We start from the raw sequence: 19,670 nt of genomic DNA on the forward strand, positions 1-19,670 counted from the left end.
ACTCTATCAATGATAGGGAATTAACACAGGATCTGAAAAATGAATAAACCCGCTGTCATCGCGCTGGTGATTACACTGCTGGACGCGATGGGAATTGGTCTGATCATGCCGGTATTACCGTCACTGCTGCGGGAATATCTCCCGGAAGCGGATGTGGCAAACCATTACGGCATTCTGCTGGCGCTGTATGCGGTGATGCAGGTCTGTTTTGCTCCGCTGCTGGGCAGATGGTCAGATAAGCTGGGGCGCAGACCGGTGCTGCTGTTATCCCTGGCGGGTGCCGCGTTTGATTACACACTGCTGGCACTGTCCAATGTGCTGTGGATGTTGTATCTCGGGCGGATTATCTCCGGGATCACTGGTGCCACCGGCGCGGTTGCGGCTTCGGTAGTGGCGGACAGCACGGCGGTCAGCGAGCGTACCGCCTGGTTCGGCCGTCTCGGTGCGGCCTTTGGTGCCGGGCTGATTGCCGGGCCGGCTATCGGCGGACTGGCGGGGGATATCTCACCGCATCTGCCGTTTGTCATTGCGGCAATACTGAATGCCTGCACCTTTCTGATGGTCTTTTTTATCTTTAAACCGGCGGTACAGACAGAAGAAAAACCGGCGGAGCAGAAACAAGAAAGCGCAGGTATCAGCTTTATCACACTGCTTAAACCTCTGGCGCTGTTGCTGTTTGTCTTTTTTACCGCGCAGCTTATCGGGCAGATCCCGGCCACTGTCTGGGTATTGTTTACGGAGAGCCGCTTTGCCTGGGACAGCGCGGCGGTCGGTTTTTCACTGGCGGGACTCGGGGCGATGCATGCACTGTTTCAGGCGGTGGTTGCCGGGGCGCTGGCAAAACGGCTGAGTGAGAAAACCATTATTTTCGCCGGATTTATTGCCGATGCCACCGCGTTTTTACTGATGTCTGCTATCACTTCCGGATGGATGGTGTATCCGGTCCTGATCCTGCTGGCAGGCGGCGGAATTGCACTGCCTGCATTGCAGGGCATTATCTCTGCCGGGGCATCGGCGGCAAATCAGGGAAAACTACAGGGTGTGCTGGTCAGCCTGACCAATCTGACCGGCGTGGCGGGCCCGCTGCTGTTTGCTTTTATTTTCAGTCAGACACAGCAGAGTGCGGACGGTACGGTGTGGCTGATTGGCACGGCACTGTACGGTCTGCTGCTGGCAATCTGTCTGCTGATCAGAAAACCGGCACCGGTGGCGGCCACCTGCTGACCGGCGCTATACAGGCAGCGCTGTTGTGCGGTATGGTGGACGGCATTCGTGCTTATCGCCTGCCATGATAAGCCTCAGACACAGAGGAACCGTTATGAAATCACGCGCAGCAGTCGCCTTCGGGCCGGGTTTACCCCTTGAAATTGTTGAAATTGATGTGGCACCGCCGAAGAAAGGTGAAGTGCTGGTGAAAATCAGTCACACCGGGGTATGCCATACCGATGCCTACACGCTTTCCGGTGATGATCCGGAAGGTCTGTTCCCGGTGGTGCTCGGCCATGAAGGTGCCGGGGTGGTGGTTGAGGTCGGTGAGGGCGTGACCAGTGTGAAACCGGGCGACCATGTGATCCCGCTGTACACCGCCGAGTGCGGCGAGTGTGATTTCTGTACCTCCGGTAAAACCAACCTCTGTGTTGCCGTCCGCGAAACCCAGGGCAAAGGCGTGATGCCGGACGGCACCAGCCGTTTTTCGTATAACGGTCAGCCGCTCTATCACTATATGGGCTGCTCGACATTCAGCGAATATACCGTTGTGGCGGAAGTATCACTGGCGAAAATCAATCCGCAGGCCAATGCGGAGCAGGTTTGCCTGCTCGGCTGCGGCGTGACCACCGGGATCGGCGCGGTACACAATACCGCGAAGGTACAGGAAGGGGATTCTGTGGCGGTATTCGGCCTCGGCGGTATCGGGCTGGCCGTGGTGCAGGGCGCACGTCAGGCAAAAGCGGGGCGCATCTTTGCCATCGATACCAATCCATCCAAGTTTGAGCTGGCAAAACAGTTCGGCGCCACAGACTGCATTAATCCCAATGATTATGACAAACCTGTTCAGCAGGTGCTGGTCGAAATGACCAAATGGGGTGTGGATCATACCTTTGAATGTATCGGCAATGTCAATGTGATGCGGTCGGCGCTGGAAAGTGCGCACCGTGGCTGGGGGCAGTCGGTAATTATCGGGGTGGCGGGTGCCGGAAAAGAGATTTCAACCCGTCCGTTCCAGCTGGTGACCGGCCGGGTCTGGAAAGGCACGGCGTTCGGCGGCGTGAAAGGGCGTACCCAGTTGCCGGGAATGGTGGAAGATGCCATGAGCGGCAAAATCGAGCTGGCGCCGTTTGTCACGCACACCATGGAACTGGATAAAATCAATGAAGCTTTTGATTTGATGCACGACGGCAAATCCATCCGCACAGTCATTCATTACTGATAACGTATTCAGGGAGATACTATGGAACGGATTGAACATCACGTCTGTTTCGGCGGCAGCCAGGAAGTCTGGCGTCACCACTCTGCGGTGACCGGCACGCCGATGACTTTTTCCGTGTTTCTGCCGCCGCAGGCAAAAACAGAGAAATGTCCTGTGCTGTACTGGCTTTCCGGGCTGACCTGCAACGAGCAGAATTTTATCACCAAAGCCGGGGCACAGCGTTACGCAGCGGAACACGGCCTGGTGATTGTCGCGCCGGATACCAGTCCGCGCGGCAGTCAGGTGGCGGATGATAAAGAGTACGATCTCGGCCAGGGTGCCGGGTTTTATGTCAATGCCACACAGGAGCCGTGGAAAGCGCATTATCAGATGTATGATTATATTCTGAATGAGCTGCACACCCTGGTAAGCGGGCATTTCGGCACATCGGAAAAACGGGCACTGTTGCAAAGTTAGCGATGAGGCAGCCTTTTGTCTTATTCAAAGGCCTTACATTTCAAAAACTCTGCTTACCAGGCGCATTTCGCCCAGGGGATCACCATAATAAAATGCTGAGGCCTGGCCTTTGCGTAGTGCACGCATCACCTCAATACCTTTGATGGTGGCGTAAGCCGTCTTCATGGATTTAAATCCCAGCGTGGCGCCGATTATCCGTTTCAGTTTGCCATGATCGCATTCAATCACGTTGTTCCGGTACTTAATCTGTCGGTGTTCAACGTCAGACGGGCACCGGCCTTCGCGTTTGAGCAGAGCAAGCGCGCGACCATAGGCGGGCGCTTTATCCGTGTTGATGAATCGCGGGATCTGCCACTTCTTCACGTTGTTGAGGATTTTACCCAGAAACCGGTATGCAGCTTTGCTGTTACGACGGGAGGAGAGATAAAAATCGACAGTGCGGCCCCGGCTGTCGACGGCCCGGTACAGATACGCCCAGCGGCCATTGACCTTCACGTAGGTTTCATCCATGTGCCACGGGCAAAGATCGGAAGGGTTACGCCAGTACCAGCGCAGCCGTTTTTCCATTTCAGGCGCATAACGCTGAACCCAGCGGTAAATCGTGGAGTGATCGACATTCACTCCGCGTTCAGCCAGCATCTCCTGCAGCTCACGGTAACTGATGCCGTATTTGCAGTACCAGCGTACGGCCCACAGAATGATGTCACGCTGAAAATGCCGGCCTTTGAATGGGTTCATGTGCAGCTCCATCAGCAAAAGGGGATGATAAGTTTATCACCACCGACTATTTGCAACAGTGCCAAAAGAATTGGGTTAGTGGACAAACCGAACTTCCGTAAACGTCATCAGGGGCTTATTCCGCTGGTGGGCGGCATTTCGGTATACGCAGGCATCTGTTTCACATTCGGGATCGCGGATTATTATATCCCCCATGCCGCACTCTATCTGGCATGTGCCGGTGTGCTGGTACTGGTCGGCGCCCTTGATGATCGTTTTGATATCAGCGTGAAGTTCCGCGCGACGGTACAGGCGGCCATTGGCATCATTATGATGGTGGTAGGCGGACTCTATCTCAGAAGCCTGGGCTACGTGTTTGGTCCCTGGGAGCTGGTGCTTGGGCCATTCGGCTTCTTCCTGACGCTGTTTGCCGTGTGGGCGGCTATCAACGCCTTTAACATGGTTGACGGTATAGACGGTCTGCTTGGTGGGCTGTCCTCTGTTTCGTTTGGCGCGATCGGCATCATCTTATGGTTTGACGGCCAGTACAGCCTGTCAATGTGGTGCTTTGCTATGATTGCCGCCATCCTGCCATACATCTGCCTGAACCTGGGTGTGTTAGGGCGTCGCTATAAAGTCTTTATGGGCGATGCGGGCAGTACCCTGATTGGCTTTACGGTTATCTGGGTCCTGCTGGAAACCACGCAGGGTAAAACGCACCCTATCAGCCCGGTAACGGCTCTCTGGATTATCGCCATCCCGCTGATGGACATGGTCGCTATTATGTACCGCCGTCTGCGTAAAGGAATGAGCCCGTTTTCTCCCGATCGGCAGCATATTCACCACCTGATTATGCGCGCCGGCTTCACGTCTCGTCAGGCATTTGTGTTGATTACGCTTGCGGCTGCTATTCTGGCTGCGATTGGCGTTGCCGCAGAATACGCACATTTCATTCCTGAATGGGTAATGTTGGTATTATTCTTGCTAGCATTTTTCATGTACGGTTACTGCATCAAGCGTGCATGGAAAGTCGCGCGTTTTATTAAACGTTTAAAACGCAGGATGCGTCGGAACAGTGGCAAAAACACAACATTAACTAAGTAAAACCGGGACTATGATGACTCAACCGTTGGCGGGAGCGAAATCAGTGGGCACTGAGAACGAGCTGGATATTCGTGGTTTGTTTCGCGTGTTATGGCAGGGCAAACTGTGGATTGTAGGGATTGCCCTGGGGTTCGCGCTGTTAGCGCTTGCTTACACCTTCTTTGCAAAACAAGAGTGGAGCGCCACGGCGATCACAGACCGACCAACGGTGAATATGCTTGGAGGCTACTACTCCCAGCAGCAATTCCTGCGTAATCTTGATATCAAGGCCAATCTGGCGACCCCGGATCAGGCCTCGGTGATGGATGAATCCTACAAAGAGTTTGTGATGCAGCTGGCGTCGTGGGATACACGTCGCGATTTCTGGTCCCAGACGGACTACTACAAGCAGCGCATGGTCGGTAACAGCAAAGCGGATGCCGCGCTGCTGGATGATCTGATTAATAACATTCAGTTTATGCCTGGCGATGTGCTTCGTAACGTTAGCGACAGCGTGAAGCTGATTGCGGAAACGGCGCCGGACGCCAATAACCTGTTGCGTCAGTACGTTGCTTTTGCCAGCCAGCGCGCGGCCAGTCATTTGAATGACGAGCTGAAAGGCGCCTGGGCTGCGCGCACTATCCAGATGAAAGCGCAGGTCAAACGCCAGGAAGAGGTCGCTAAGGCCATCTTCGCCCGTCGCGTGCATAATCTTGAGCAGGCGCTGAAGATTGCGGAACAGCACAATATTTCCCGTAGCGAAACGGATGTTCCGGCGGACGAACTCCCGGATTCAGAAATGTTCCTTCTTGGTCGCCCAATGCTTCAGGCTCGTCTGGAAAATATCCAGGCCGTTGGCCCTGACTTTGACCTTGATTACGACCAAAACCGCGCCATGCTCAATACGCTCAACGTCGGTCCAACGCTGGACCCGCGTTTTCAGACCTATCGTTATTTAAGAACGCCTGAAGAGCCTGTAAAACGCGATAGTCCGCGTCGCGCATTCCTGATGATCATGTGGGGGATTGTGGGCGCACTGACTGGCGCTGGCGTAGCGTTATTGCGTCGCCGCACAAACTAAGAACGCCGTCTACGATGAAGGCTGTGACCTTCATCGTCTAATCGAAGAGAATCGATGTGAAAGTACTAACCGTATTTGGCACCAGGCCGGAGGCCATCAAGATGGCGCCTCTGGTTCATGCGCTGGCCAGAGATCCTGATATTGAAGCGAAAGTGTGCGTGACTGCCCAGCACCGTGAGATGCTCGATCAGGTCTTAACCCTCTTTTCTATCGTCCCGGATTACGATCTCAATATAATGAAACCGGGACAGGGACTGACGGAAATAACCTGCCGTATTCTGCAAGAATTAAAGCCTATTCTGGAGTCGTTCAGGCCGGATGTAGTGCTGGTGCACGGCGACACCACTACTACCGTGGCAACCAGCCTGGCCGCGTTCTATCAGCGTATCCCCGTTGGTCATATTGAAGCGGGTCTGCGTACCGGCAATCTCTATTCCCCGTGGCCGGAAGAGGCCAACCGTACGCTCACCGGTCACCTGGCGATGTACCATTTTGCGCCAACCGAGAACTCACGCCAAAACCTGCTGCGCGAAAATATCAGCGACAGCAAGATCTTCGTCACCGGCAATACGGTCATTGATGCGCTGATTTGGGTGCGTGACCGCGTGCTGGCTAACAGCGAGCTTCAGGCAGAACTTGCTGCGCGCTATCCGTTCCTGAACAACGGCAAGAAAACGATTCTGGTGACGGGCCACCGCCGCGAAAGCTTTGGCCGTGGCTTTGAGCAAATCTGCCACGCGCTGGCTGAAATCGCCGCGCAGAACGAGGATGTGCAGATTGTCTATCCGGTGCACCTCAACCCGAACGTCAGCGAACCGGTCAACCGTATCCTGGGTCACGTGGAAAACGTGCTCCTGATCGAGCCGCAGGACTATCTGCCATTTGTCTGGCTGATGAACCACGCCTGGCTGATCCTGACCGATTCTGGCGGCATTCAGGAAGAGGCGCCCTCCCTCGGTAAGCCGGTACTGGTGATGCGTGAAACCACCGAACGCCCGGAAGCGGTTACTGCCGGTACCGTGCGTCTGGTGGGAACGGATCCGCGTCGTATTGTCGAAGAGGTCACGCGCTTACTGCATGACGATGAAGAGTATCAGGCGATGAGCCGGGCCCACAATCCGTACGGTGACGGGCAGGCTTGTGGTCGTATTTTGCACGCACTTAAACACAATCGGGTAACGCTATGAGTTTTACTACCATCTCTGTTGTTGGTCTTGGCTATATCGGGCTGCCTACTGCGGCGGCCTTTGCCTCTCGTCAAAAGCAGGTCGTTGGCGTAGATATCAACGCGCACGCGGTGGAAACCATCAACCGTGGCGAAATTCATATCGTGGAGCCCGATCTCGATCGCGTGGTGAAAAAGGCGGTGGACGGTGGCTTCCTGCGCGCCAGCACCACGCCGGTAGAAGCCGATGCGTACCTGATTGCGGTTCCAACGCCCTTTAAAGGCGATCATGAGCCTGACATGGTTTACGTCGAGGCGGCGGCAAAATCCATTGCGCCTGTGCTGAAGAAAGGGGCGCTGGTTATCCTTGAGTCCACTTCACCTGTTGGGGCAACCGAGCAGATGGCACAGTGGCTGGCCGAGGCGCGTCCCGATCTTAGCTTCCCCCAGCAGGTGGGCGACCAGGCCGATATCAATATCGCCTACTGCCCTGAGCGCGTACTGCCAGGCCAGGTGATGGTGGAACTGATTAAAAATGACCGCGTGATTGGCGGCATGACGCCAGTCTGCTCCGCGCGCGCCAGCGAGCTGTATAAAATTTTCCTTGAAGGCGAATGTGTGGTGACCAACTCCCGCACCGCCGAGATGTGCAAACTGACCGAAAACAGTTTCCGCGACGTTAACATCGCGTTTGCGAATGAACTGTCGTTGATTTGCGCCGATCAGGGGATTAACGTCTGGGAACTTATTCGCCTTGCCAACCGTCACCCCCGCGTGAACATCCTTCAGCCGGGGCCGGGCGTGGGTGGGCACTGCATCGCGGTCGATCCGTGGTTTATCGTGGCGCAAAATCCGGAACAGGCACGCCTGATTCGCACCGCGCGCGAAGTAAACGACCATAAACCGCACTGGGTTATCAACCAGGTCAAAGCCACGGTCGCGGATTGCCTGGCCGACAGCGGCAAACGCGCCAGTGAGCTGAAAATTGCCTGCTTTGGTCTGGCATTCAAACCGAATATTGACGATCTGCGCGAAAGCCCGGCGATGGAAATTGCCGAAATGATCGCTGCCTGGCACAGCGGTGAAACGCTGGTGGTTGAGCCGAATATTCATGCGTTGCCGGCAAAACTTGCCGGTCACTGCACCCTTACCGCCCTGGATGACGCGCTGGCGACGGCGGATGTGCTGGTGCTGCTGGTGGATCACAATGCGTTTAAAGCGGTTTCCGGTGATGCCGTATGTCAGCAGTATGTTGTTGATACCAAAGGCGTGTGGCGTTGAGTATCCTCAACGGCGTGCTGGAGTCTCTTGAGTGGGAAAGCGCATTTTTTGCGCGTCCCTCAGCGATAGTGCGTCTGCGCGACAATGCCCCTGCGTTGCAGGATGCAGACTTCAGCGCCTGGCAGCGCGTACAGGCTAAGATCCCGGCGGACCGCGCCGATCTGCTGGACGCCCTCCAGCAGCACGGATTCCGGCTGGTCGAGGGCGAGGTTGATCTCTCTGTTACCGTGGCTCGCTACGCCTCACCGGGCGCGGAAATTGCAACGGAGCAGGATATCCCCACGCTGCGCAAGATGGCGGCGCTGGCCTTCGCTCAGAGCCGTTTCCGGGCGCCCTGGTATGCGCCCGATGACAGCGGTCGCTTTTATGCTCAGTGGATAGAGAATGCGGTCAAAGGCACGTTTGACCACGTATGTCTGGTGTTCCGTACTGACGGGGGACAGATTCAGGGTTTTGTTTCGCTTCGCAGGCTCACCGAGCACGAGGCGCGCATCGGACTGTTAGCCGGGCGCGGCATGGGCGAGAAACTCATGCAGGCGGCGCTGCACTGGGCGGAGCAACAACAGGTATCGACGCTGCGGGTCGCAACCCAGATGGGCAACACCGCTGCGCTTAAACGTTATATTGCGAGTGGTGCCAGCATCGACGCCACCGCCTACTGGTTATACAGGTGACAAGATGATTCCATTTAACGCGCCTCCCGTTGTGGGCACTGAACTTGATTACATGCAGTCGGCTATGGGCAGCGGCAAGCTCTGTGGCGACGGCGGTTTTACCCGCCGCTGCCAGCAGTGGATGGAGCAACGTTTTCACAGTGCCAAGGTGCTGCTGACGCCGTCCTGTACCGCATCGCTCGAGATGGCGGCGCTGCTGCTGGATATCCAGCCTGGCGATGAAGTGATCATGCCGAGCTACACCTTCGTCTCCACGGCGAACGCGTTTGTCCTGCGCGGGGCGAAAATCGTGTTTGTGGATATCCGTCCGGATACCATGAACATCGACGAAACGCTGATTGAAGCGGCGATCACTGACAAAACGCGGGCGATTGTGCCGGTGCATTACGCGGGCGTGGCCTGTGAGATGGACACCATCATGGCCATCGCCAAAAAGCACAACCTGTTTGTGGTGGAAGACGCCGCGCAGGGCGTGATGTCCACCTACAAAGGGCGCGCGCTGGGCACCATCGGTCATATCGGCTGCTTTAGCTTCCACGAAACCAAAAACTACACCGCAGGCGGCGAAGGCGGCGCGACGCTGATTAACGATCGTGCCCTGGTGGAGCGTGCGGAAGTGATCCGTGAAAAAGGGACCAACCGCAGCCAGTTCTTCCGCGGTCAGGTGGATAAGTACACCTGGCGCGATATCGGCTCAAGCTACCTGATGGCGGATTTGCAGGCCGCGTATCTCTGGGCGCAGCTGGAAGCGGCAGAGCGAATCAATCTGCAACGCCTCTCCCTGTGGCAAACCTACTACGACGCGCTGGAGCCGCTGGCAAAAGCCGGACGTATTGAACTGCCGACTATTCCGGCAGACTGTATCCACAACGCTCACATGTTCTACATCAAGCTGCGCGATAACGACGATCGCAGCAAGCTGATTGCCTGGCTGAAAGAGGCGGAAATTATGGCGGTATTCCACTATATTCCGCTGCACTCCAGCCCGGCTGGCGAAGCCTTCGGGATGTTTGCCGGTGAAGACCGCTACACCACCAAAGAGAGCGAACGTCTGCTCCGCCTCCCCCTGTTCTACAACCTCGCGCCGGTGAACCAGCGTACGGTGATCAATTCGCTTCTGAGTTATTTCGCCTGATATGTCTCTGGCAAAAGCGTCGGTGTGGACGGCAGCGTCCACGCTAGTAAAAATTGGCGCCGGGTTACTGGTCGTCAAGCTGCTGGCCGTCTCATTTGGTCCGTCAGGCGTTGGGCTGGCAGGGAACTTCCGCCAGCTGGTCACGGTGCTTGGCGTGCTGGCGGGAGCCGGGATATTCAATGGCGTCACCAAATACGTCGCGCAGCATCATGACGATGCCGAAAAGCTCCGCACGGTGGTGGGCACCTCCTCGGCTATGGTGCTGGGCTTCTCTACGTTGCTGGCCGTCGTCTTTTTGCTGGCGGCGGCACCCATCAGCCAGGGGCTGTTCGGACACACGCATTATCAGGGGCTGGTGCGCCTGGTGGCGCTCGTTCAGATGGGGATCGCCTGGGCAAACCTGCTGCTGGCGCTGATGAAAGGCTTCCGTGATGCCGCCGGGAATGCGCTGGCGCTGATCCTCGGCAGCATCATCGGCGTTATCGCCTACTACTTTTGCTATCGGCTGGGCGGCTATGAAGGCGCGCTGCTGGGGCTGGCGCTGGTGCCTGCGCTCGTTGTCATTCCGGCAGCGTTTATGCTGATGCGCAGAGGCAATGTCCCGCTGAATTACCTGAAACCGCAGTGGGACAAGATGCTGGCGGGGCAGCTCGGTAAGTTTACCCTGATGGCGCTCATCACTTCGGTAACGCTTCCCGTTGCCTACGTGATGATGCGAAACCTGCTGGCAGCGCATTACAGCTGGGATGAAGTGGGGATCTGGCAGGGCGTGAGCAGCATTTCAGATGCTTACCTCCAATTTATTACGGCTTCCTTTAGCGTCTATTTACTGCCAACCTTATCGCGCCTGACTTCCAGGCAGGATATTACCCGCGAGATTTTTCGCTCCCTGCGTTTTGTATTGCCGGCGGTTGCGATCGCCAGCTTTACCGTCTGGTTACTGCGTGATTTCGCCATCTGGCTGCTGTTTTCGGCGAAGTTTACCGCCATGCGCGATCTGTTTGCCTGGCAACTGGTCGGCGATGTGCTGAAAGTGGGGGCATACGTTTTCGGCTATCTGGTGATTGCGAAGGCTTCGCTGCGGTTGTATATCCTGGCAGAGATCGGCCAGTTTGCGCTGCTGACGGCATTTTCTCACTGGCTGATCCCCACCCACGGTGCGCTGGGGGCGGCTCAGGCCTATATGGCAACTTATATCGTTTATTTCGCTGCCTGTTGCGGCGTATTTTTACTTTGGCGTAAACGCGCATGACTGCACTGATACACATACTGGGATCGGATATCCCGCATCACAACCAGACCGTTCTACGTTTCTTCAATGATGAACTGGCATCCGGCACGCCCGATGCGCGCGAGTTTATGGTCGTTGGACGCGATAACGGTCTGAGCGCGGCGTGTCCGGCATTGCACATCACCTTCTGGCCAGACAAAGCGGCGCTGACCAAAGCCGTTGTCGCGAAAGCTAAAGCGGACCGAAGCCAGCGTTTCTTCTTCCACGGACAGTTCAATACTGGCCTGTGGCTGGCGCTGTTAAGCGGCGGGATAAAACCTTCCCAGTTCAGCTGGCATATCTGGGGAGCGGATCTCTACGAAGTCTCACGTGGCTGGAAATTCCGTCTTTTCTATCCGCTGCGTCGTCTGGCCCAGGCGCGCGTGGGCTGCGTTTTTGCTACCCGTGGCGATCTCAACTATTTTGCTAAACAGCACCCGAAGGTTCGCGGGGAGCTGCTCTATTTTCCGACCCGTATGGATCCGGCGCTGAACACCCTGGCGAATGACGCGATTCGTGAGGGCAAACTGACCATCCTGGTGGGAAATTCCGGCGATCGCAGTAACGAGCATGTCGCGGCGCTGCGGGCGGTACATCAGCAGTTTGGCGATACGGTGAACGTAGTGGTGCCGATGGGCTATCCCGCTAATAACGACGCCTACATCAATGACGTTCGCCAGCAGGGGCTTGCGCTGTTTAGCGCGGAAAATCTGCACATTCTCAACGATAAGCTGGAATTTGATGACTATCTCGCGCTCCTGCGAAAATGCGATCTGGGCTATTTCATCTTTGCCCGTCAGCAGGGGATTGGTACGCTGTGTCTGCTGATTCAGGCGGGCGTACCGTGCGTGCTCAACCGCGAAAACCCGTTCTGGCAGGACATGGCCGAACAGCATATTCCGGTGCTGTTTACCTCTGACACGCTTAATGTCGAGGTCGTACGGGAAGCGCAGCGTCAGCTCACGCTGGTGGATAAAAATAGCATCGACTTTTTCAGCCCGAACTACCTCACGCCGTGGCACCACGCGCTGCGTATTGCTTCAGGAGACAACGCATGAGCCAGTTGCAATTTAGCGGCTTGCTGGTGGTCTGGCTGCTGAGCACGCTGTTTATCGCCACGCTCACCTGGTTTGAGTTCCGGCGCGTACGTTTTAACTTCAACGTTTTCTTCTCGCTGCTGTTTTTGCTGACCTTTTTCTTTGGCTTCCCGCTGACCAGCATCCTCGTGTTCCGCTTTGATGTTGGCGTCGCTCCGCCGGAAATCTTGTTGCAGGCACTGCTCTCTGCGACCTGCTTCTACGCGGTGTATTACGTCACCTATAAAACGCGCCTGCGCGCGGCGAAAGACACCGCACCCCGTCGTCCGCTGTTTACCATGAACCGGGTAGAAACCCATCTGACGTGGGTTATGCTGATGACCATCGCCCTCGTCAGCGTGGCGATCTTCTTCATGCATAACGGCTTTTTACTGTTTAAGTTACAGTCCTATAGCCAGATTTTCTCCGCCGAAGTCTCTGGTGTCGCGCTCAAGCGTTTCTTCTATTTCTTCATTCCGGCGATGCTGGTGGTCTTTTTCCTGCGTCAGGACAGCAAAGCCTGGCTGTTCTTCCTGGTCAGCACCGTCGCATTTGGCATTCTGACCTACATGATCGTCGGCGGCACCCGCGCCAACATCATTATCGCCTTCGCGATTTTCCTGTTTATCGGCATTATTCGCGGCTGGATCTCGCTGTGGATGCTGGCGGCGGCAGGCGTCTTTGGCATTGTGGGGATGTTCTGGCTGGCGCTGAAGCGCTACGGACTGAACGTGGCGGGCGACGAAGCGTTTTATACCTTCCTGTATCTGACGCGCGACACCTTCTCGCCGTGGGAAAACCTGGCATTGCTGCTGCAAAACTACGACAAAATCGAATTCCAGGGGCTGGCGCCGATTGTTCGCGATTTCTATGTCTTTATACCGACGTGGCTGTGGCCTGACCGTCCCGGTATTGTCCTGAACACGGCGAACTACTTTACCTGGGAAGTGCTGAACAACCATTCGGGCCTGGCGATTTCCCCAACCCTGATTGGCTCGCTGGTAGTGATGGGCGGAACGTGGTTTATCCTGCCGGGCGCGATCGCGGTCGGGTTGATAATAAAATGGTTCGACTGGCTATATACGCTGGGTAACGAAGAGACCAACCGCTACAAAGCCGCTGTTTTGCACAGTTTCTGTTTCGGTGCCATTTTCAATATGATCGTTCTGGCGCGCGAGGGGCTGGATTCATTCGTCTCACGCGTGGTGTTCTTTATGGTCGTTTTCGGACTCTGTCTGCTGCTGGCAAAACTGCTGTACTGGTTGTTTGACAGTGCAGGGCTTGTGCACAGACGTGAGCCACAGGGCAGCACAACGCTGTCGCAAGTCTGAGTAGGGATTATCATGACGGATACAACTTCAGCCCCGCGTTATGCGCTGCGCGGGCTACAGCTGATTGGCTGGCGAGACATGCAGCACGCGCTGGATTTCCTGTTCGCGGACGGGCAGATGAAATCGGGCACGCTGGTGGCCATCAACGCAGAAAAAATGCTGGCGGTTGAAGATAATGCGGAAGTGAAAAGCCTGATTGAAGCCGCGGAGTTTAAATACGCAGACGGTATTAGCGTGGTGCGTTCAATTCGTAAAAAGTTTCCAGACGCTAATGTGTCTCGCGTGGCGGGAGCTGACCTTTGGGAGCGGCTTATGGAACGCGCAGGCGCTGAAGGCACACCGGTATTTTTGATCGGCGGCAAGCCAGAGGTGCTGGCGCAGACCGAACAAAAGCTGCGTAACCAGTGGAATGTTAACATCGTGGGCAGTCAGGATGGCTATTTCAGGCCGGAAGATCGCCAGGCGTTATATGAGCGCGTGCGCGACAGCGGGGCGAAAATTGTCACTGTCGCCATGGGGTCGCCGCGCCAGGAAATTCTAATGCGCGATTGCCGTCTGGTCAGCCCGGATGCGCTCTATATGGGCGTCGGCGGCACCTACGACGTCTTTACCGGCCACGTTAAGCGTGCGCCCAAAGTCTGGCAAAACCTGGGGCTGGAGTGGCTCTACCGCCTGCTTTCTCAACCGACACGAATCAAACGACAGATTCGTCTTCTGCGCTACCTCGCCTGGCACTACACCGGTAAAATGTAATCAATATGCAGCGCGATCTGCTGTTCGCGCTGCAACGCCCCCTGCAAAGCTGCTGAATTTCTGTGCAATGCATTCATTTTTTTAATGCATTGTTTGCCATTTGCCAGAATTTAAGAAACCATTCGCTCCGTATTTCAGTACCCCTCAAAAACAATACCCGGCAATAAGTCGGGAAACAGCAAACACAACCGAGGAATTATGGCAGAGAAAAAACCGGAGCTTCAGCGTGGGCTGGAAGCTCGACATATTGAATTGATCGCGCTGGGCGGGACTATCGGCGTTGGCCTGTTTATGGGCTCGGCAAGCACGCTGAAATGGGCGGGGCCTTCCGTCCTGCTGGCGTATATTATTGCCGGACTGTTCGTCTTCTTCATCATGCGCTCAATGGGCGAAATGCTGTTCCTGGAGCCGGTAACGGGCTCTTTCGCCGTTTACGCCCACCGGTATATGAGCCCGTTCTTTGGTTATCTCACGGCCTGGTCGTACTGGTTTATGTGGATGGCCGTCGGGATTTCGGAGATCACCGCCATCGGGGTCTACGTGCAGTTCTGGTTCCCGGAGATGGCCCAGTGGATACCTGCGCTTATTGCCGTAGGGCTAGTGGCGCTGGCGAACCTTGCCGCCGTTCGTCTTTACGGTGAAATCGAGTTCTGGTTTGCGATGATCAAAGTTACCACCATCATCGTGATGATTGTTGTGGGTCTGGGTGTCATCTTCTTTGGCTTCGGTAACGGCGGGCACGCTATCGGTTTCGGTAACCTGACCGGGCACGGCGGCTTTTTTGCGGGTGGCTGGAAGGGCTTTCTGACGGCGCTCTGTATCGTTGTCGCCTCCTATCAGGGCGTTGAGCTGATCGGCATTACCGCCGGTGAGGCGAAAAACCCGCAGGTGACACTGCGTAGCGCGGTAGGCAAGGTGCTGTGGCGTATCCTGATTTTCTATGTGGGCGCGATCTTCGTTATCGTGACCATTTTCCCATGGAACGAGATCGGCACCACCGGCAGCCCGTTTGTCTTAACTTTCGCTAAGATTGGCATCACGGCGGCAGCCGCCATTATCAACTTTGTGGTACTGACGGCGGCGCTTTCCGGCTGTAACAGCGGAATGTACAGCTGTGGGCGTATGCTTTACGCGCTCTCGCAAAACAAACAGCTGCCGGCTGTGATGGGCAAAGTCTCCCGCGTAGGTGTACCGGTGGCGGGCGTAGCCGTGTCGATTGTGATTTTGCTGATTGGCTCTTGCCTGAACTACATCATCCCAAATCCGCAGCGCGTGTTTGTTTACGTCTATAGCGCCAGCGTGCTGCCGGGGATGGTACCGTGGTTTGTCATTTTGATTAGCCAGTTGCGTTTCCGGCAGGCGCACAAAAAAGCGATCGCCAGCCATCCGTTCCGCTCCATTCTGTTCCCGTATGCGAACTATTTGACGATGGCGTTCCTGATTTGCGTATTAATTGGAATGTACTTTAATGAAGATACCCGCATGTCGCTGTTTGTCGGGATGATCTTCCTGGCTGCCGTCACAGCTGCATATAAACTTTTTGGCCTGGGTCGCCGTGGCTCCGCCCATAAAGTGGAGGAATAAGCGGCAAAATGTGCAAACCATAACCAAACGCGCATTTTTTTCAAAAAAGCACTAGACAGCGGGGACGGAGGTACGTAATATCCAGCCCCGCAACGGCGCTAAGCGCCCGTAGCTCAGCTGGATAGAGCGCTGCCCTCCGGAGGCAGAGGTCTCAGGTTCGAATCCTGTCGGGCGCGCCATTTTAGTCCCGGCGCTAGAGCTGCGGTGGTCTGAGAAGTAGTCAGAACCGCGTGAAAGAATACAGTGGTGGCTATAGCTCAGTTGGTAGAGCCCTGGATTGTGATTCCAGTTGTCGTGGGTTCGAATCCCATTAGCCACCCCATTATTGAAAGAGTTGTGAATTGCGAAGGTGGCGGAATTGGTAGACGCGCTAGCTTCAGGTGTTAGTGTTCTTACGGACGTGGGGGTTCAAGTCCCCCCCCTCGCACCACGACTTTTAATGAGTTGAACTAAAAATTCAAAAAAGCAGTACATCGGCGAGTAGCGCAGCTTGGTAGCGCAACTGGTTTGGGACCAGTGGGTCGGAGGTTCGAATCCTCTCTCGCCGACCAATTTTGAACCCCGCTTCGGCGGGGTTTTTTGTTTTCTGCGTTTTTTTATCCTGTAGTCATTTCCCGACAACACCCCATATCCTTGTCGCGATTCAGCGACATATAAACCATTAATATTTAAGTATTTATTATTTCACCTCTTAACCTGTCTCCTTGTGGCGACAGATCACCGACTTTAGCGCGATGTTGTATGGCTTCAGGCGGTTCTTAACAACATAATTTCCTTTTATCTTAAAATGTTGCGCGATGTAAAAGTTCTGCGTGTAAACCTGGCACATTACATGCAATAATATGCGTGTAGATGCTCATTCCATCTCTTATGTTCGCCTTTAGGCCTCATAAACTCAGGAATGACGCAGAGCCGTTTACGGTGCTTATCGTCCACTGACAGATGTCGCTTCGGCCTCATCAGACACCATGGACACAACGTTGAGTGAAGCACCAAATATGTTGTCTTACAGACCTGTTTTAACGCCTGCTTTTATAGCAGGCGTTTTTTTATGCCTTATTCACGATAATGGGCCAGGACCAGCGCCACTAACAGCAGAGCGATAGCAGAGACAGCATATAGCGTCTGAGCCGCTCCCATTATCGTCGCCGTCATTGCGGCGAGGCCCGTAAAAAGGGAAGCGCTCAACGTTTGCCAGCGCCAGGCCTTACCGCTGGCAGCGGATATCTGTATAGCCTGAAAATTACTCAGTACCCCAAACGTACCCGCCGCAAAAACGATATTCGACGCCAGATGCGCGATAAAGATCATCCCCAGCGCAAGCACGACCCATGCGGATAAAAACGGAAGCAACCCATAGGCTGCCAGAAAAAGAGCAAGACAGCTAAGTAGCAAAGGCGTTCTTGCTGCAAAGCGCGTCAGACTCTCTTTTCTGAGCAGCAAGGGGCCACAAAGCTGTCCCAGGCTTCTGGCAAAAAGCAAGGGCAGCGCAAGCCCAGCGGCATTCTCGGGGTTGATCTGCTGCGCCAGTGCTGGCAGCAACGCCATTGCAGGCGAGCCTACGGCAGCAAGGGCAGGCAAAATCAGCAAACTGCGTTTTTGTCGAAGGGTCAGAGTTTGCCAGCGCAATGCCACAGGTTGAGGGTCCCCGACAGGCAACGGTGCTGGACGCGCTACATACTGGCGTTCTGCGAGAAACAGCATGACCAGCGATCCCATAAAACTGGCGGCGTCGATGACCAGTAAGGCGAAGACCGGGATGCGCTGGAACAACACCACACCCAGCCCGGTTCCTAACAAAACCTGGGAGGCAAAAATCACATTTTCCAGACACGTTGCCGCAGGCAGTTCTGCCTCATGCAGTCCGCGTTTAAACAGCAGCGTTAACGCAGGCCAGCTCATCCCGCTCAGCAACGCTTCTGTGGATTGCACCGCAAGCAGCGCCGGTATGCTGTGGTAATGTGCGCCTGAAAGGGGAAAGAGCAGGGCGAGCAAGCCCAGCCATTCGGTCAGCATCAACAGGTAGAGAGGTGAAAACCGCTGGCACAGCTTTTCACCAATCAGGCTGCCGATAAAACCGGGCACCGTAGCAAAAAGGAAGGCGAGGGTTAACAGCGCTGACGGGGCTGACCACTGTAACAATAATCCGAAAACAACAACCTGAGTTAAGCCATTACCCAGGGAGCTAAAGATAAAGGCGCAGGCCAGCAGGCGGAGCCAGCGATGGCACCGCAGCGCTTCGAAAAGCGCATATAAAAGCGAGTTCATGACGATATCCTTTCAGAAACGGTTTATTCCACGCGGGTAAGCGCGTGTGCAAAAAAAAGTTAAGGAAAAGACATCGTTACATTGGCGGGTTCGTTTGCAGGTAAGTGTTAAAAGAATGTAGCAGGAGAAATGAGATAAAAAAAGGAGGCCATCTGGCCTCCTGTTAATTACTGCTGCGTTCCGTTATTTTGCAACGTCAATAACAGCCCATCACGGCGCATAGCTGCGGCCTCTTCCGGCTTGTGTTGCTTGTCCAGCGAATCAGCAAGCCAGGCGTAATCAAATGCGTCCGGGCGTTGCTTCAGCGCGGCGCGGAAGGCGAGACTCGCCTCCTGCCACTCGCCGTGTTTCATCAGAGACTGGCCCAGCGTACTCCACAGCAGCGGACGATCGCCCACGGTTTTGATCTGCTGGCGCAGTGCTTTTTCAATTTGTTCCGGATTGTTGGTTTTCAGACGCGGGATGACCATCACCAGGCGGTCATCATACTGTCGCTTGAGACCGTCGAGGAGGATCTCCTGCGCGGTGTCATGGTCGTCACACTCAATCAGATGTTCTGCCATCGCAACCTGAAGAGGAACCTGCTGGCGCGTTTTGCGGCTCTGGTTTTTCCACCAGGTTTTCAGGCCGTCGCTGCCGAGATCGGCGCGCGCCTGATCCATCAGGCCAATCCAGGCCAGACGCTGAAGTTCATCACGATGTTCATCATCACCCACGTCGGCTTTCGCCATGGAAGGGATAATGTCCAGCAGCGAGCCCCATGCACCGGTCCGAATATATGCCTGCTCAGCAAGACGCAGCACTTCCGGATGACGAGGGGTAATTTCCAGCAGACGGTCAACGCCGTGACGTGCGGCATGGTTTTCATTGCGCGCCAGTTGCAGACGAACGCGGGTGATCTCAACCGGAATCGGATCCTTAGTAGAGAGCTCAGACGCGCGTTCAAGATGCTGATTGGCGCGGGCCTCATCGCCTCGCTGTTGCGCCGCCTCAGCGGCCAGCAGATAGTTAACAACCGGCTGTTCTGCATGGTCGGCATTTTTCGACATCAGCTTTTCAACCTGCTGATAGTCGCCTTCGGCCAGCTTCAGCAATGCCTGCTCGGTCTGCTTACGGGCGCGACGGCGCTTACGGCCAACGAACCAGCCGCGCGTATGTACGCCGGTACGGAAAATACGACGCAGGAGCCACTCCACTGCCAGCAGAACGACCACACCCAGGATCAGGATAATCACCAGCCCTGTTACGCTGGTTTCGATGTTGTAGTTATCGGTCTGGATCAATACGTAACCCTGGTGACCCGCAAGCATCGGCCCCAGTACAATCCCGGCGATCAGCAGGATGAAGAGTAAGAAGACTTTTAGCATC

The 19,670-nt window shown here is 55.4% G+C and carries 15 protein-coding genes, 4 tRNA genes and 2 pseudogenes; 18 read left to right on the forward strand and 3 right to left on the reverse strand.

Translation table 11 applies throughout. The annotated features are described in order from the left end of the window. The first annotated feature begins 39 nt into the window (after positions 1-39). The 3 genes and pseudogenes from tet(D) to SK53_RS18015 form a co-directional block, all read left to right on the forward strand. Entirely contained in the window at positions 40-1,224 is a 1,185-nt protein-coding gene (gene tet(D) / locus SK53_RS18005) for a tetracycline efflux MFS transporter Tet(D) (protein WP_001039466.1), read from the forward strand. A gap of 94 nt (positions 1,225-1,318) precedes the next feature. Beyond that, positions 1,319-2,428 (forward strand): S-(hydroxymethyl)glutathione dehydrogenase/class III alcohol dehydrogenase, encoded by a 1,110-nt coding sequence (locus SK53_RS18010; protein ID WP_000842134.1) that lies wholly within the window; start codon positions 1,319-1,321, stop codon positions 2,426-2,428. Positions 2,429-2,449: 21 nt separating this feature from the next. Further along, a pseudogene (locus SK53_RS18015) lies at positions 2,450-2,872 on the forward strand (alpha/beta hydrolase-fold protein); the annotation flags it as partial. 45 nt (positions 2,873-2,917) lie between these two features. On the opposite strand, the gene SK53_RS18020 reads toward SK53_RS18015, so the two are convergent. Further along, on the reverse strand, positions 2,918-3,622 hold the full coding sequence (locus SK53_RS18020; protein WP_001067855.1) for an IS6-like element IS26 family transposase: 705 nt from the start codon (positions 3,620-3,622) through the stop codon (positions 2,918-2,920). Between the two features lie 60 nt (positions 3,623-3,682). Here SK53_RS18020 and wecA point away from each other — a divergent pair. The 15 genes and pseudogenes from wecA to SK53_RS18095 form a co-directional block, all read left to right on the forward strand. Then, positions 3,683-4,705 (forward strand): annotated as a pseudogene (gene wecA / locus SK53_RS18025) (UDP-N-acetylglucosamine--undecaprenyl-phosphate N-acetylglucosaminephosphotransferase); the annotation flags it as partial. 13 nt (positions 4,706-4,718) lie between these two features. After that, positions 4,719-5,765 carry an ECA polysaccharide chain length modulation protein gene (gene wzzE, locus SK53_RS18030; protein WP_017383601.1) on the forward strand — a complete coding sequence of 349 codons (1,047 nt, stop codon included), beginning with the start codon at positions 4,719-4,721 and terminating at the stop codon, positions 5,763-5,765. A gap of 56 nt (positions 5,766-5,821) precedes the next feature. Further along, positions 5,822-6,952, forward strand: a complete 1,131-nt coding sequence (gene wecB / locus SK53_RS18035; RefSeq protein WP_032608211.1) for a non-hydrolyzing UDP-N-acetylglucosamine 2-epimerase — start codon at positions 5,822-5,824, stop codon at positions 6,950-6,952. Then, positions 6,949-8,211, forward strand: coding sequence for a UDP-N-acetyl-D-mannosamine dehydrogenase (gene wecC, locus SK53_RS18040; protein ID WP_048209856.1), 1,263 nt, complete (start codon positions 6,949-6,951; stop codon positions 8,209-8,211). Before wecB ends, wecC begins: the two co-directional genes overlap by 4 nt. After that, positions 8,208-8,885 (forward strand): dTDP-4-amino-4,6-dideoxy-D-galactose acyltransferase, encoded by a 678-nt coding sequence (rffC, locus tag SK53_RS18045; protein ID WP_022650165.1) that lies wholly within the window; start codon positions 8,208-8,210, stop codon positions 8,883-8,885. Before wecC ends, rffC begins: the two co-directional genes overlap by 4 nt. A 4-nt stretch (positions 8,886-8,889) precedes the next feature. Then, a complete protein-coding gene (gene rffA / locus SK53_RS18050; protein ID WP_032608214.1) occupies positions 8,890-10,020 on the forward strand; it encodes a dTDP-4-amino-4,6-dideoxygalactose transaminase in 1,131 nt (376 codons plus the stop codon). 1 nt (position 10,021) lies between these two features. Next, positions 10,022-11,272 (forward strand): lipid III flippase WzxE, encoded by a 1,251-nt coding sequence (wzxE, locus tag SK53_RS18055; RefSeq protein WP_017383597.1) that lies wholly within the window; start codon positions 10,022-10,024, stop codon positions 11,270-11,272. Continuing rightward, positions 11,269-12,348, forward strand: coding sequence for a TDP-N-acetylfucosamine:lipid II N-acetylfucosaminyltransferase (locus tag SK53_RS18060; protein ID WP_022650167.1), 1,080 nt, complete (start codon positions 11,269-11,271; stop codon positions 12,346-12,348). Before wzxE ends, SK53_RS18060 begins: the two co-directional genes overlap by 4 nt. Beyond that, positions 12,345-13,697, forward strand: coding sequence for an ECA oligosaccharide polymerase (gene wzyE, locus SK53_RS18065; RefSeq protein ID WP_023323983.1), 1,353 nt, complete (start codon positions 12,345-12,347; stop codon positions 13,695-13,697). The genes SK53_RS18060 and wzyE overlap by 4 nt, the downstream gene beginning before the upstream one ends. 12 nt (positions 13,698-13,709) lie before the next feature. After that, a complete protein-coding gene (gene wecG / locus SK53_RS18070; RefSeq protein ID WP_022646653.1) occupies positions 13,710-14,450 on the forward strand; it encodes a lipopolysaccharide N-acetylmannosaminouronosyltransferase in 741 nt (246 codons plus the stop codon). A 198-nt stretch (positions 14,451-14,648) separates the two neighbouring features. Next, a complete protein-coding gene (locus SK53_RS18075) occupies positions 14,649-16,034 on the forward strand; it encodes a bifunctional threonine/serine APC transporter ThrP (RefSeq protein ID WP_017693946.1) in 1,386 nt (461 codons plus the stop codon). Positions 16,035-16,136: 102 nt separating this feature from the next. Further along, positions 16,137-16,213, forward strand: a tRNA-Arg gene (locus tag SK53_RS18080). 67 nt (positions 16,214-16,280) lie between these two features. Next, positions 16,281-16,356: transfer RNA gene (locus SK53_RS18085), tRNA-His, on the forward strand. Between the two features lie 21 nt (positions 16,357-16,377). Then, positions 16,378-16,464, forward strand: a tRNA-Leu gene (locus tag SK53_RS18090). A 44-nt stretch (positions 16,465-16,508) separates the two neighbouring features. Next, positions 16,509-16,585, forward strand: a tRNA-Pro gene (locus SK53_RS18095). Between the two features lie 505 nt (positions 16,586-17,090). Here SK53_RS18095 and SK53_RS18100 read toward each other — a convergent pair. Further along, positions 17,091-18,302: an MFS transporter gene (locus SK53_RS18100; RefSeq protein WP_048209857.1), complete on the reverse strand. Its 1,212-nt coding sequence runs from the start codon at positions 18,300-18,302 to the stop codon at positions 17,091-17,093. 167 nt (positions 18,303-18,469) lie between these two features. Next, positions 18,470-19,669 (reverse strand): protoheme IX biogenesis protein HemY, encoded by a 1,200-nt coding sequence (hemY, locus tag SK53_RS18105; protein ID WP_026080629.1) that lies wholly within the window; start codon positions 19,667-19,669, stop codon positions 18,470-18,472. Position 19,670: the final 1 nt, after the last annotated feature.

The organism is Enterobacter sp. MGH119 (assembly GCF_001037675.1).
GTDB lineage: Bacteria > Pseudomonadota > Gammaproteobacteria > Enterobacterales > Enterobacteriaceae > Enterobacter > Enterobacter hormaechei_C.

Coding starts and splice junctions, on each gene's coding strand:
- hemY (WP_026080629.1), bottom strand. CDS start 19,669: ATGCTAAAAGTCTTCTTACTCTTCATCCTGCTGATCGCCGGGATTGTA.
- wzyE (WP_023323983.1), top strand. CDS start 12,345: ATGAGCCAGTTGCAATTTAGCGGCTTGCTGGTGGTCTGGCTGCTGAGC.
- SK53_RS18100 (WP_048209857.1), bottom strand. CDS start 18,302: ATGAACTCGCTTTTATATGCGCTTTTCGAAGCGCTGCGGTGCCATCGC.
- SK53_RS18010 (WP_000842134.1), top strand. CDS start 1,319: ATGAAATCACGCGCAGCAGTCGCCTTCGGGCCGGGTTTACCCCTTGAA.
- wzxE (WP_017383597.1), top strand. CDS start 10,022: ATGTCTCTGGCAAAAGCGTCGGTGTGGACGGCAGCGTCCACGCTAGTA.
- SK53_RS18060 (WP_022650167.1), top strand. CDS start 11,269: ATGACTGCACTGATACACATACTGGGATCGGATATCCCGCATCACAAC.
- wzzE (WP_017383601.1), top strand. CDS start 4,719: ATGACTCAACCGTTGGCGGGAGCGAAATCAGTGGGCACTGAGAACGAG.
- SK53_RS18075 (WP_017693946.1), top strand. CDS start 14,649: ATGGCAGAGAAAAAACCGGAGCTTCAGCGTGGGCTGGAAGCTCGACAT.
- SK53_RS18020 (WP_001067855.1), bottom strand. CDS start 3,622: ATGAACCCATTCAAAGGCCGGCATTTTCAGCGTGACATCATTCTGTGG.
- wecC (WP_048209856.1), top strand. CDS start 6,949: ATGAGTTTTACTACCATCTCTGTTGTTGGTCTTGGCTATATCGGGCTG.
- rffA (WP_032608214.1), top strand. CDS start 8,890: ATGATTCCATTTAACGCGCCTCCCGTTGTGGGCACTGAACTTGATTAC.
- wecG (WP_022646653.1), top strand. CDS start 13,710: ATGACGGATACAACTTCAGCCCCGCGTTATGCGCTGCGCGGGCTACAG.